At 56.1% G+C, this 13,493-nt stretch carries 11 protein-coding genes; 1 reads left to right on the top strand and 10 read right to left on the bottom strand.

Annotation, left to right across the window (positions count from 1 at the left end; genetic code table 11):
• Positions 1 to 176 precede the first annotated feature (176 nt).
• Complete coding sequence (locus tag Q1B46_RS18775) at positions 177 to 1,022, bottom strand: alpha/beta fold hydrolase (RefSeq protein WP_299950466.1); 846 nt, start codon at positions 1,020 to 1,022, stop codon at positions 177 to 179.
• A 122-nt stretch (positions 1,023 to 1,144) separates the two neighbouring features.
• Between Q1B46_RS18775 and Q1B46_RS18770 the strand changes: the two genes are divergently transcribed.
• Positions 1,145 to 2,161, top strand: a complete 1,017-nt coding sequence (locus Q1B46_RS18770; protein WP_299950462.1) for a helix-turn-helix domain-containing protein — start codon at positions 1,145 to 1,147, stop codon at positions 2,159 to 2,161.
• 308 nt (positions 2,162 to 2,469) lie between these two features.
• Here the strand turns inward: Q1B46_RS18770 and Q1B46_RS18765 are convergent, their stop codons facing one another.
• The 9 genes from Q1B46_RS18765 to Q1B46_RS18725 all read right to left on the bottom strand — a co-directional run bounded on the left by Q1B46_RS18765 (position 2,470) and on the right by Q1B46_RS18725 (position 12,967).
• A complete protein-coding gene (locus Q1B46_RS18765) occupies positions 2,470 to 3,726 on the bottom strand; it encodes an aminotransferase class V-fold PLP-dependent enzyme (RefSeq protein ID WP_299950459.1) in 1,257 nt (418 codons plus the stop codon).
• 13 nt (positions 3,727 to 3,739) lie between these two features.
• Positions 3,740 to 4,441, bottom strand: coding sequence for a type 1 glutamine amidotransferase (locus Q1B46_RS18760; protein WP_299950456.1), 702 nt, complete (start codon positions 4,439 to 4,441; stop codon positions 3,740 to 3,742).
• The gene (locus Q1B46_RS18755; RefSeq protein WP_299950453.1) at positions 4,438 to 6,180 is read right to left on the bottom strand and encodes a hydantoinase B/oxoprolinase family protein; all 1,743 of its coding nucleotides are present in this window, start codon (positions 6,178 to 6,180) and stop codon (positions 4,438 to 4,440) included. The genes Q1B46_RS18760 and Q1B46_RS18755 overlap by 4 nt, the downstream gene beginning before the upstream one ends.
• A 3-nt stretch (positions 6,181 to 6,183) precedes the next feature.
• Positions 6,184 to 8,295 (bottom strand): hydantoinase/oxoprolinase family protein, encoded by a 2,112-nt coding sequence (locus Q1B46_RS18750; RefSeq protein ID WP_299950450.1) that lies wholly within the window; start codon positions 8,293 to 8,295, stop codon positions 6,184 to 6,186.
• Positions 8,296 to 8,385: 90 nt separating this feature from the next.
• Entirely contained in the window at positions 8,386 to 9,075 is a 690-nt protein-coding gene (locus Q1B46_RS18745) for a glutathione S-transferase N-terminal domain-containing protein (protein WP_299950446.1), read from the bottom strand.
• A complete protein-coding gene (locus Q1B46_RS18740) occupies positions 9,075 to 10,079 on the bottom strand; it encodes a GlxA family transcriptional regulator (protein WP_299950443.1) in 1,005 nt (334 codons plus the stop codon). Before Q1B46_RS18740 ends, Q1B46_RS18745 begins: the two co-directional genes overlap by 1 nt.
• 7 nt (positions 10,080 to 10,086) lie before the next feature.
• Positions 10,087 to 11,394, bottom strand: coding sequence for a TRAP transporter large permease subunit (locus tag Q1B46_RS18735; RefSeq protein ID WP_299950440.1), 1,308 nt, complete (start codon positions 11,392 to 11,394; stop codon positions 10,087 to 10,089).
• 11 nt (positions 11,395 to 11,405) lie between these two features.
• Complete coding sequence (locus tag Q1B46_RS18730) at positions 11,406 to 11,930, bottom strand: TRAP transporter small permease (protein ID WP_299950437.1); 525 nt, start codon at positions 11,928 to 11,930, stop codon at positions 11,406 to 11,408.
• A 59-nt stretch (positions 11,931 to 11,989) separates the two neighbouring features.
• Positions 11,990 to 12,967: a TRAP transporter substrate-binding protein gene (locus Q1B46_RS18725; protein ID WP_299950434.1), complete on the bottom strand. Its 978-nt coding sequence runs from the start codon at positions 12,965 to 12,967 to the stop codon at positions 11,990 to 11,992.
• Positions 12,968 to 13,493: the final 526 nt, after the last annotated feature.

Raw genomic sequence — 13,493 nt, 5'->3', positions numbered from 1 at the left:
TGCGGCACGCTCAAAGCTGCGTTGCAGCCTCAGGCGTGAACTCCAAACCGCTCTTTCGCTATTGCCGGGACCAGCCATCGAAGAACGTAGCTTGCTTCCCATTCGCTGCATTTGCACCAAATGCGCCTTGCGGGGGGGTGAGCCGGGCACCTATGTGGTGCCCGCACGGTCCAAGCCTATTGTGCGTTCAGCCAGTCTCGAATGGCGGCCGTGTAGGTTGCTGGATTTTGGAACATGGCGAAATGGCTCACATCTTCCAAAGTTAGGAGTGTTGCTCCGGGAATAGCCTCGGCTATCGCTGCAGAATGCTCTGCCAAAATCGCCTCGTCATACTCGCTTTGCACAACGAGTGTCGGCACAGTGATCGTTTCGATCAGCTTCAATCCGTCCGCCTTGTCCGAAAACCACATCTCTGAAATGCCGCCAACGAAGGCTTCGAACCCGTCCGGTGTCGGAGACATCTTGGCGTAATCCCCCGCCATCATTCCTACATATCCGCCGAAAACCTCATTTGTCTCGACCGCCGGGTCGACACCCGCGAGGGTCACGTTACCGGCATGTCCAAAATGGCTGGCCAACCGATCAGGCGCGGTCTTCGATATCTCATACCCGATATTGGCACCATCCGACCAACCCACCAGGTGAACTTTTTCTACGTCGAGGGAGTCCAGCAACGAAAGATAGTCGGTCGCCAAGAGCTCGATGCTATAGGCGCTGCCATCGTTTGTAGATCGCCCATGCCCTCGCGTGTCTGCCACGATGACGCGGTAATCCGTCGACAGATCGGCAACCTGGCCGGCCCAGATATCGGCGTGCGCCAAGCCCCCATGGATCAACAGGATCGGTGTACCATCTGCGTTTCCGTAAGTCGCATAGTACATTGAGATGCCATTCACATCGGCCTGTCCTGCCTCTGCCGCGTCTGGCATGGCGGGTGGCACCGGAATGGACATCCACGCGTCCTCGGCAAAAGCGCTGGATGCAAAGCCTATCGTGGCGATCGTCGTCAAGATTTTGAACATCTGTCTCTCCCTGTTATTGTCCCGGCAGCTTCAAAGCCGCTGCATGCTCTGTTAGTTTACAAGGACGCGACAGGAACCGTTATCACGCCTGCGCAGGCTTCGGATCCCGGAGGATTGTAAAAGTGCGCATACTATCAAACGCTTGCGTCCCAAATTACTTGTTAAGTGCAAATCCGGGCGTCATACTTGACGCGCAGTACCATGATTTTGACGAACAGGCCGAACGGCTGGTCGGCTTTGATCAGAGCTATCTGCAATTGACACCCGGACCTTTTGTCGGGCGCTTTCTGTCCTGTTTTCTGAGCGACAAGGTCTCTATTCATTTGGAGCATTGTACGCAGGCGCTCGAACAATCCGTGACAGGGCCTTCGGACGCTGTGACCGTTGGCGTTTTGGCAAATGCGGACGAACCCTTTTGCCTGAATGGTGGTTCGTTCACTTCCGGCAATGTCATGATCGCGATGCCAGGTTCCACCTTTCATTTGCATAGTCCCATCGAAGGTGCAGTCATTGCGATCATTGTTCAAAAGGATCATCTGCAAGGCCATTCGGGGTTGTCTGCGCTGGCGAACGACTGGCTATTTGCACCTGAATTTGGCGCACAGCTTCTGAACGCCCCGCAACTTGCACGTCGCATTCGGGAAGATGTGGTTCAGGCCATTCAAGGCGCCAGCTTTGTAGAAACGGGGAAGGCATCCGCCGCTTATATTGGGGATGCTCTGCTTGCAGGACTTGTTTCCAAACTGTCACTAGAGATTTCGGGGCACGGAACCACTCTTTCGGGCACGATCGGTTCGGCGTCCTATGAAAAATTCCTAAAGGGTCGAAACGCGATTCATAAAAACTGGGATACAATTCACGGAGTGGACGATCTGCTTGCGGAAACCGGGGGCGGGCGCCGGGCACTTCAGAATTCGTTCGCCTCACACGTCGCACTAGGCCCGTTGAGCTATCACCGACTGTTGCGTCTGCATATGGCAAGGCGTGCGCTGGGGGATCCATCGCAATTCAGAGCTTCGATTGGGGATATTGCTGCACGTCACGGGTTCTGGGGTTGGAGCCAGTTTACGAAACTGTACCAATCACATTTCGGCCAGTTGCCTTCTGAAACACGCGCCGAAGCGGGTTTGTTGAATTGAATTTAAGTCGACGTTCGCTCAAGTTTCGGCATCAATCAACATTGTCCGTGAGTTTCCCGCCGTGCGAGGGTATAGCGCGAAAATTGTGGACAATGCTCATAGGTGATTACTGTTGGGCGGGACCAAGCGCAGCCATGCACAATATATGCGGCGCGCTATTCCCGCTGAATAAAAAAGTCTTGGGCGGGGCAACAAATCTCTTGGATCTCGGCTAGTTGTTCCTGGGTATTTGGCCGCGTCCGCCATGCGTTTGAAGTTCCTGAATACTCTTAAGCGAGTTTGCGGATTGTTGGACACGCAACCGATGATCAATCCATCGTGACTTCAGCAAGAACCGTTAGCAGGTCAGCTACTTCCCGCTCTGAGTTGTAGTGACAAAGCGAGATGCGGATACAGTCCGACAGACCAAGTGGGACAAGTACATTGCCGCTATAGTGATCGGCTTTCCTTGTATGTGTTCGGATACCTTGGGCATTCAAGTCTGCAACCACCTCTTCGGACGGTTTCCTATCAATGGCGATCGAGACCAGCCCCTCGCGCGCCGGATTGTCCGGGCCGCCCAGGATAGTCACGCCGTCCAGATCACGCAGCCCCTTCAAGTTGCCGATGCCGTTGATCATCGCTTCGGTCAGATACGTTTCATAGGCGTGGATCGCGCGGCCCGCTGCCTCGATCCGCTTGCGCCGGTCAGTTTCATTGGAGACTTCGCCGCCAAGCCAGTCGAAATAGGCCACCACATCAGACACCGTCGCGTATGACCCAGCATCGCGCGTGCCGAACTCCCACCCTGTTGCGGGCGCATCAATCAACATGTCATGAGGCACTGCGCTTAGCTTGTCAGATATCCATGCGATGCCGTATCCGTGGCGCGAGAAGACCTTGTAGGGCGAGATCGCGTAGCCATCAACATTGTAGGCGTCCAAATCAAGATGCCCATGCGCGGCGTGCTGGATGCCATCGACAATGATTATGCAATCCGGCGACACTGCCCGGATTGCCGCTGAAATGGCCGCCACATCCATTCCCATCCCGGTCACCGGTGAGGCGTGTAGGATCGTCGCCACGGCCACATCCGGCGTCATTAGCGCGGTGTAATCCTCTGCCGTCACAAGCCCCAATACGGCGTCATGGGGTACGTTCACATATTCAAGTCCAGCGATCTGGGCCCACCGGCGCGCAGCGCTGCGTGAGGCCGGGTGTTCGATTGATGTCCCAATGACCTTCGCGCCCTTCGGTGCGTTCACGCAGGCGGTGCGGATCATGCGGAACAACAGCTCGGTTCCGCTTTCGCCTGCGAAGAATTGACCAGAGGACGCGTTCATGAAGATTGCAAGATCAGCTTTGGCCTTGGTGATCACATCCTGAGTGCCCTGTCCCGCAGGATTGATGCGCCCGGGATTGTCGGGGATCCCAGCAAAAAATCCCGAGGTTTCCACCACCGATTTCAGCGTCAACGCACCACCGGCATTCTCGAAAAAAATGCGCTCTCCCTGGAAGGGGCACTTGTCGACATGGGCGAACCGGTCGCGAATGGCAGCTATCAGGTCAGGGCTGTCTTGGATCATCATAGCTCTCTTGTCAGGAACGCGTGGCGACGAGGGTTAAAAAACGGGTTAGAATGGAAAAGCCCGGATCAGAGGTGAAGCACTGTGATAGATAACCGTCTACATCGTGCCCTTTGGCCGTGAACCTTGTACGGTTCTGTTCGATCCAGACGCTGAGGTCATCGGCATTCATTTCGGGATGCGGCTGCACCCCCCAGACGGGACCATGCACCCAACGCCAAAGGTGGTTGGCGCATCCCGGCCCGGTGGCCAGCGTAATGATACCGTCGCATTCGGCCACGACTTCATCGCCATGCCAGTGATAAACTTCAAAGCTTTCAGGCAGATCCGTGCAAAGCGGGTCGTCTTTTGCTGCATCGGTCAGGCTGATTGCGCCGCGACCGCCTTCATGGGTCGCGCGTTTGAATACAGCATCCCGACCCAAAAGCGCCGAGGCCAGCACCTGTGTGCCAAAGCAGAGACCGATCATCGGAATTTTCCGCGCGGCGAGCTCTGGCAGCAGTTCATGCAGACGATGGATCCACGGCAGATCATCATAGGCACCGTCAAAACTGGGGCTGACATAGACGCCGGAATACGCGCGACCTTCCGGGAATTCGCCTTTGTTTGTCTCATAGGTCTCAACGGTCAACCCGCTTTCCTCCAGCGCGCGGTCAAAGCGTGTCTTGGGCTGCGATTCGTGCCAATTGTCGAGGTAGAGGAATGGTAAAGTCATTCAGCCGCACTTTTCATCGTTGAGCGTTGCGCCTGTGTGGCGCCGATATCGACGCGCATATCTGAGGTCAGCACCACGCCATATTCCGCGGCAGCGGCATCCACCGTGATCAGCTGATCGAGCACATCCTGCCGCACCAATTCAGGGTCGCGAGCCGTGGGGCTGCCATAACCACCCCCACCGGGCATTTCCAGCACCAGCTTTTGACCATAGGGTACCGTCTGACGCCCCTTGCTTTTCAGCGCTGTCCCGGCATCGGTTTTCACCACGCCAACAGCCCCATCCAGCCCCCCGTGTCGGCCCTTGGGTGCTTGCCAAGTCCGGTCAAACATCGCCGCGATGCTGAAGGGCGCGCCATCCTCGCAGCCGAATTCCAGCACCTGCCCCAGCCCGCCGCGATACTCTCCAGCGCCGCCTGAACCTTCACGGAACTCTTTGCGCCAGATAATCAGCGGATAATCCGCCTCAATCGCCTCGACGGGGGGCGTGCGCACGCCTGAGGGGAAGGCGGTGGTGGACATACCGTCCAGGGTTGGCCGCCCGCCTGTGCCGCCCGTGTTGAAGGTAATGACGTCGAAGTCACGGGTAAGGGTCGGGGAATTTTCTGCAACTTCCGGGTCAACAGCGGTCTTGCCGCCGCGGAACATCGGGTTCCACATTGCACCTGCACCTTCGGCTGGTACCCGGTCTGGCGCGGCTTGCGCCAGACAGCCGAACACAAGATCCGGCAGCATCTGCCCAATCACATGACGGGCAGAAACCGGCATGGGCCGCTCGACATTCAGTATTGAGCCCAGGGGCGCTTTCACATTCGCCACATTGATCGACCCCGCGTTACAGGGCACTTCCGGACCGACGATGCAATTGACGCCAAAGACAGTGTAGGCAATGCAGAAATTCATCACGACATTGATGCCAAAAAGGCTCGCCTCAGACGTACCGTCATAGTCGATGGTCAAGGCGTCGCCGACAATTGTCATCTTTGCCTTCAATCGGATCGGATCGGAAAAACCATCAAGCTCCGTCTCATTTTCATAGACCCCATCGGGCAAATCGCGGATCGCATTGCGGATTGAATCGCGGGATTGCTCGATGATGTAATCTCCCACCTCCTCGATATCATCCAAACCAAATTCTTCGAGGATCGAGACAAGCCGCCGCGCACCTTCGTCGTTGCAGGTCATCATGGCGTAGAAATCGCCCTCCATGTCCCGCGCATTGCGGACATTTGTGCGCAAAAGGCCCATCAGGTCTTCATTCACCACACCTTCGCGGGCGAGATGCATGATGGGGATGTTGATGCCTTCTTCATACACTTGTCGACTGTCGGGGCCAAAACCACGGCCGCCCATATCGACGATGTGGCAGGTGTTGGCCAATAGCCCCACCATGCGCCCCTTGTGAAAGGCAGGAGTCACAACAGTTACGTCGTGATAATGCCCGACCGAGAGCCAAGGATCGTTGGTGCAATAGACATCACCGGGCATCATCTCATCTACTGGGAATTTCTCGATGAAATGCTTGATGCAGATCGCCATCGCGTTCACATGGCCGGGCGTGCCGGTCACCGCCTGAGCCACCATATCGCCGCGCCTGTTGAAGACGCCGGCCGACAGATCGCCACATTCACGCACCGATTGACTGAAAGCGGTTCGGATCACGGTTTGCGCCTGTTCTTCGATTGCCGAGATCAGACGGCTCCAGATCAGTTGCTTCCGCAGAAGTTGAAGCTCTTGCATGTCTTACGCCTCCTTTGCCAGGGCACGTTTGGCCGTGCGCCTGAGGTCGATATCGCCGCCCTCCAGGACTCGTGCTTCAAAGACCGATGAAACGACGATGGACGTTTCCTTTTCCGTGATCACGGCAGGTCCTGCGACGGGGCCGACACTTGGTAGCGTGTCGCGGGGGACAATGGTGAAATCCATCTCGGTCTCGCTGGCGCTGTCAAATGCGCGGCGTGTACCACGTGCAATGCTGTCCACGCCACCCGAGGAGCTGGCCATCACATCGTCGTAGGGCTCGGTCGTTACAGTGACTGCAAGACTGACAATCTCGCCAGAAGCGATGTTGCCTATATTTCGACCAAAGACGATATTGTATTCCGCATCGAACAGTTTTTGCAGCTCAGAGGCCGCGTCATTTCCCAGCGGCCCTTCGGGTAGGACGACGGAAATCTCGTGCCCCTGACCATGATAACGCATGTAGGCCACGCGGCGCAGCGTCAGCTTGGCCCCATCCTCAGCCCCCAATTTGACATGAGCTTCGGCTTGGCGTTCCATCTGATTCAGTGCGGCATTGGCGGCACCGACATCGAAATGATCAAGCTGCTGGTAGTGGGTCTGGACCACCTCATAGGAGACAGGCGCCCGTAGAAACCCCACCGCAGAGCCGACACCGGCATTTGAGGGAATGATGATCCGGTCGATGCCCAGTTTGTCCGCCATCTGGCAGACATGCAGCGGGGCTGCCCCACCAAACGCGATCAGGGTGCGATCATCCACGTTCTTACCGCTTTCAATCGCATGAACCCGCGCTGCGCTGGCCATGTTTTCACAGACCATTTCCGTTACGCCATAGGCAGCTGCCAACGGGCTCATGCCCATCGGCTCAGCCACGGATTGGGCCAGGGCTGCATCAGTCGCACCGGTGTCTAGGTGCATCGAGCCACCGGCAAATCCCACAGGGTCAATGCGTCCTAAGGCAAGGTTTGCATCGGTCACGGTTGGCTGCGACCCACCCAAGCCATAGCAGGCAGGGCCTGGCGCGGAACCCGCGCTTTCCGGACCAACCGTCAGACGACCCAAGGCATCGACGCCCGCGATGGACCCCCCGCCTGCACCAATTTCGACCATGTCGATAACCGGGATGCGCAACGGCAGTCCGCTGTCCTTGCGAAAACGGTATACACGAGCGACCTCGAACCGACGGCTCGACTGCGCTTTGTAGTCGTCAATGAGGCAGATCTTGGCGGTGGTGCCGCCCATATCAAAGGAAATCGCTTGCCCGATGCTAAGACGCCGCGCCACATCGCACGCGAAAATCGCGCCGCCAGCCGGACCGGATTCGATTAGCCGCACCGGGAATACCCGCGCGGTCTGTACCGTCGTCAATCCGCCACTAGAGAGCATCATCAGCATCTCGCAACCATATCCTGCCGCCTTCAGCCGCTCCTGAAACTCGGCGAGGTATTTCGAAACCTGCGGCTGCACATATGCGTTTGTGCAGGTTGTCGAGAACCGTTCAAATTCGCGGAACTCAGGCGAGATGTCGAAAGAGCATGAGATCAGCCAATCAGGTCTTCTGGTGGCAAAGAAATCGCGCGCGGCGGCCTCGTGGACCGAGTCCACGTAAGCATGCAAAAAACAGATGGCCAATGCCTCTGTCCCGGCTTCGTCCAGCGACGGTAGTAACGCCTCAAGCGCTGCTTCATCGAGTGGTTTCAACACCTCCCCAGCGCTGTTGAGGCGCTCGGACACGGTAAACCGGCGTCGCCGCGGGACAAGCGGTTCGGGTTTCAGAATGTTGACGTCATATTGCTCGGGGCGGCCTTCTGTCCCAATCTCGATCACGTCGCGGAAACCTTCGGTCGTTACCATGGAGGTGACCGCGCCCTTGCGTTCGATCACTGCGTTGGTAGCCAGTGTGGTGCCATGCACGATGACGTCGATATCCCCCGGTGAAACCTTTGCTTCGGATACCACACGGCCCAGACCTTCCATGCAGGCATCCACCGGATTGTCAGGCGTCGTCAAAAGCTTGGCAGTATATCGCGTGCCCTTGGATTCCAAAGCCACATCGGTGAACGTGCCACCGATATCAATTCCAACACGCACTTGAGTTTCAGCAATTTGCATACGTCTCGCCCTTTGAACCGCTGCTAACCAGACTATTGCCCAGCTCTTTCTGGGTATGATCTTTTTCGCAGGGTGTACTGACCAAATCTGCTACCAATCGTAGCCGTCTGTCGCCGTGATGATGTCACGGTATCTTTCGAAAAGCCGCGCGCGCCAAAGATGCATGGGATCATCCGTGCCTAGCAGTTGGAACGGAGAGGTTCCGCAAACCCAAAGAAACAGCGCTCCGACAATATAGTCGCAATAGCCTGATGCATCTCCGTTCAAAAATGGCGTCCGAGCAAGGGTCGCACGGAGCGGCTCCATCGCAGCATATAGATCCTGTACCAGGGCCTCGCGATTTTCAGCGGCCTGTTCTAAACTACAGCCCAGCACGGCCTCGCGCGTGGTGCGATAATGGTTCTGTTCCTCCGGCAACACTTTGGTGACAACATCCTTGGCGATCATCGGCAGAATGATCGGGTAAAGGACACGTGGCACCCATTCATTGAGAAAGGCGGCATACCCCATCTGCCCAGCATCGGCGAACAGAGGGGTCGGGTGCGGATAGGCCTGGTGCAGATAGAGCGCGATGTTCCAGCTATCGGTGATCACATCCGTGTCCGTGATCAGGACTGGGGCCCGGGAATAATCTGTGATCCCGGCAAGTGCGGATTTGTCCAGAAATGTGATCTCTCGCGTCTCGTACATTAACCCTAGATGGGCGAGCGCGATCTTGCTGCGCCAGGCATAGGGGCTGAAACGGTGTTGACCCCGCCCACCAAAATCCACAAGAAGCATCAATCCTCCCCTTCGTCTGGCCCCAACAACCGACTGTTCCGGCGGTCTTCGATGGGTGAGCAGCCAAACTGTTTTCTGTAACTGCGAAAGAAATGCTCTGGCGATCGGAACCCACTTGCCAGCGCGACCTCGGTTGCGGACATGTTTGTTTGCTGCATCAGCCTTTGCCCGTGCTGCAGGCGCAGCCGATGATAATATTGCACCGGTGTGACCTGGAAATGGTCCTTGAAGAGCCGCGTCAGCGAGCGTTGCGAGATATTGGCGCGCGCGGCCAGTTCGGTGATACCCAGCGGGGTTTCGATATGGCTTTCCATTTCATCCACCGCAAAGCGCAAAGAAGATTGGGCAATGCCGACCCTTGCCCGCTCCATTCGGGGGAACTCAGTTTCGGGCTGATAAACTTCACCTGCGATGAACAGATCCGCCACTTCCGAGGCCAGATCAGGTCCGAAATGTGCTGCGATGGCATGCAGCATCAGGTTCATCGTCGCAGTGCCCCCCGCACAGGTAAAGCGGTTGCGGTCGATTTCGAATGCGTTTCGGGACAGGCGGATCTTGGGGAAGCTTTCCAGAAAGCTGTCGCGGTAATTCCAATGGATCGTCGCTGAATAACCGTCGAGCAGTCCCGCTTGCGCCAGAAACAACGCACCCGCTCCGGCTGCGCCCAAATGCGCGCCCTGCACAACCAGTTTGCGCAGCCAATTGGCAAGTGCGGGCGGCACCTCCATCAGTGGATCAAAGCCAATGAACATGAACACGTTGTCTGCGCGATGAATGTCGCCCATGGCGGCATCCACCTGAAACTCCATCCCGTTGATGGCTGTAACGGGCTTGCCATCATCAGAAATCAAGCGGGTTTCGAAAAGGGTTTTGCCGCTGACAAGATTGGCGATGCGCAGCGGGTCGATTGCGTTGATGAAAGGAACAATCGTGAAGCGATGGCCGATGAAGAAATCGACGCAGATTGGCTCGTCACCGGATCTGTGCTGAAAGACCCGCGCCATGGTGCTGTCACCCCTTCATAGTTGAAGGAAGCCACAGAGCAATCTGCGGGAACAGCGTGATCAACGCAGCCCCTGCAATCAACAAGAAGAAGAACGGCAGCGCAGCGCGGGCCACGCGGAAAATGCTGTGACCTGTAAGGCCTTGAATGACGAATAGATTAAAGCCAAGCGGTGGTGTGATCTGCGCGGCTTCGACCACGACAATAACAAAAATGCCGAACCATAGCAGATCAAACCCGGCCTGAGAAACCAAGGGAAGCACAACCGACGTGGTCAGAACAATCATCGAAATCCCTTCGATGAAGCAGCCGAGGATCACGTATAGCACGCAGAGCGCAATCATTAGTGTGTAGGGATGCAGTTCCATGCCGCCAACCCAGCTGGCCACCGCCGCCGGAATTCCGAGATAGGCGAATGAGGTGGTCAAAAAAGCGGCACCTGAGAGGATCAGGAAAATCATGCACGAAAGCTGCGTGGCATTCATCAGGCTGTCGCTCAGCATTTGGAGAGTGAGAGTGCGCGACCATGCAGCCAGAGCGAGAGCACCCAGAACACCGCCCGCCGCGGCCTCGGTCGCCGTGGCGACTCCGCCATAGATCGACGCGATTACGCCGAGAATTAACAACATAATCGGGAAAAGCCCCTTGGAGCGGCGGAGTTTCTCAGCAAAAAGTAGGCGCTCGCCGAAATCGGGCGCGACCTCGGATGAAAGCAAGGCGCGCACCACGATATAGCCCGAAAACAATGCCATGATCATCAGGCCTGGAAAGACACCAGCAAGGAACAGGCGCACGATGGAGACATCCGCCGCAACGCCGTAGACGATCATGATGATTGACGGCGGGATCAACAATCCAAGTGTGGCCGAACCGGCCAAGGAGCCAACCGCCAAGGTCCGGTCATAACCCAGCCTCTGTAACTCTGGCAACGACATCCGGCCCACCGTGGCGCAGGTTGCCGCAGACGATCCGCAGACTGCGGCAAAGAACCCACTGCCCACCACATTCACATGCAATAGTCGGCCCGGCAGCCAGCCGAGCCAAGGTGTCAGCCCTCGAAACAAGGTTTCCGACAATTTGGCACGGAACAAGATTTCCCCCATCCAGATGAACAGCGGTAATGCGGCAAGTGACCAGCTAGCATTGGTTTGCCATATTGAGGTCGCCAGTGATTTTTCAACCGGCACAGAGGTAAACAATGTCATACCAACCCAACCGACCCCAAGAAGGGACAGGGCAATCCACATTCCCGACCCCAGAAACAGGAACAGGAAAAAGACGATGGTTAGCGCAACCTGGGCTGTTTCAAATGACAATGGATGTGACCTCAGTCTAAATGTTGGTCGGCTGGATCGTTATGCTCTGCTGCCTGAACATAGCTTGGAGTTCGCCCAAAAAACAGGCAAAGCAGGTCGTCCAGTATGGCAATTGCCAGCACCATGGCCCCAATTGGGATAGAGGCTTGAGGGATCCAAAGCGGGATATTGATCAACCCTTGGGTCAAATCATCAAAGCGGATCGAGTCCCACACCATGTCTATCGAGGAGTAGGTAAGGTAGCCGGTAAAGAACAGGCCGATCGCCAAGACAGCAAATTCCATCACCGTCTTGAATCGGCCTGCCTTATCGATCAGCAGCGTCACTCGGATATGGCGCCCGTTGCGGAACGTGTAGGCCAGTGGCAGAAATCCTGCGGCCACGACGCTCCAGGCGGTCAGGTCGTCAGCACCTTTGACCTGCACGCCTAATTGTCGCCCCACGACCTGAACGACAATCAGAAGTCCGATAGCGACGATGAAAAACGCTCCTAGCAAAGCTGCGCCAAAATATAGTGAATTCAGAATTTTGCGCATAAGAGGAAGAACACCGCTGCTACAGGAAGATCAAGATCACTCACTACGAATAACGGGGCTTAGTCCAGCGCCTGATAAGCTTCATAGAACGCAGCGCCTTCATCACCGGCCTTGACCAGCCATTCTTCGACCATGGTCCCGCCGATGGCTTCGAGCTCGACCATAAGTTCGTCATTGGGCTGGGCCACGGTCATGCCATTGGCGGACAGGTTCGCTGTTAGTTCAGACTGAACCGCATTGGACATGATCCAGCCGCGCGCTTCGGCCTTGGCCGCCGCCGCCAGCACAGCATCTTGATGTTCTTCGGACAAGCCGTTGAAGGCATCGGCATTCATGATCACCATGTTCTTGTTGTTCATGGCGTTCACATCGTAATAGTGCGAGGTGAAATCCCAAGCCTTGGTGTAGTTGCCCGTCGCCGCAGAGGTGATCATCGCGCTTACAACACCGGTGGCAAAGGCTTGCGGGACTTCGGCAGATTGCACGGTAGTCGGCACAGCGCCCATCAACTCGGCGAAGCGCGCGGTGAGTGCGTTATAGGCACGGAATTTGACGCCTTCATAATCCGAGGCGGCGGTGATTTCCTTTTGCGCATACAGCCCCTGACCAGGCCACGGCACGGCAAAAAGTGGCATAAGCCCTTTTTCTTCCAAACGCGCCTCGATGTATGGCAGCGTCAGTTCATAAACCTGCCAGGCGGTCTTTTGGCCTTGCGACAGGAACGGAATGCCATCGACTTCAAAAAACGGGCTTTCCTGACCATAAGCAGAAAGCAGAATTTCCCCTGCCTGCACTTGGCCAGTTTGGACTCCGCGCATGATTTCGGGCATTTTCAGAAGCGACGCGCCGGTGTGAAGCGTGAACGTGACTTCTCCATCTGTCATTTCTTCCACCTCAGCTGCGAACTGCGCGATGTTCTGGGTGTGGAAGTTCGTGTCTTGATACGCCGTTGCTATAGAGATGTTCGTTTGTGCAAACCCTGCCGTCGACACAAGCGAGAAACCGATAATGGCAGCAAATTGTCTCACAGTTTTCATGGTGTTGTATCCCTGTTTTGGTTGGCCCAGCTATATTGGGTTGAATGGCGCAACGATGCACGGACCCCATCACGGCGCTCCCCACTATCAGGAGGAGTAGAAACAGAGAAAATGTTATGATCTTTTTTGCCTAGTTAGTGATATTTTTTTGACGCTTTATGGAGCTATTACACCACTCCTTCTGCGGTTGCTGTCATCCCATAGGAAATCGCTGTGCGCAAAGGTTGAGTTATCCGGTCTCTGACTTCAGCGACAAGCGTGACCTCGAATATGTCTCCCTCGCTTGTGCATCATCGTATTGCAAGTGACTCGATTGATCCCTGAGGGAGAAGCCTATACGATCGAACTTGTTGGGGAACTTGCGGGATTGCTTGCGTTGGGGAGCATCCCAGAATGAAGAAAGCCGCTTTGGACTTCGTGCCAGTGAGTTGTATTTGTGTAGGTTACATTTCGGTTTGGGAGTAGGGTTTGAGCGTTTGGCTTTCAGGTTATGAGCCTGACGAGGTTTGATCGTTGAGCAAACATT

The organism is uncultured Ruegeria sp., assembly GCF_947500045.1.
Lineage (GTDB): Bacteria > Pseudomonadota > Alphaproteobacteria > Rhodobacterales > Rhodobacteraceae > Ruegeria.
The sequence above is the reverse complement of the archived record's forward strand: the minus strand, read 5'-3'. Positions and strand labels throughout refer to the sequence as shown.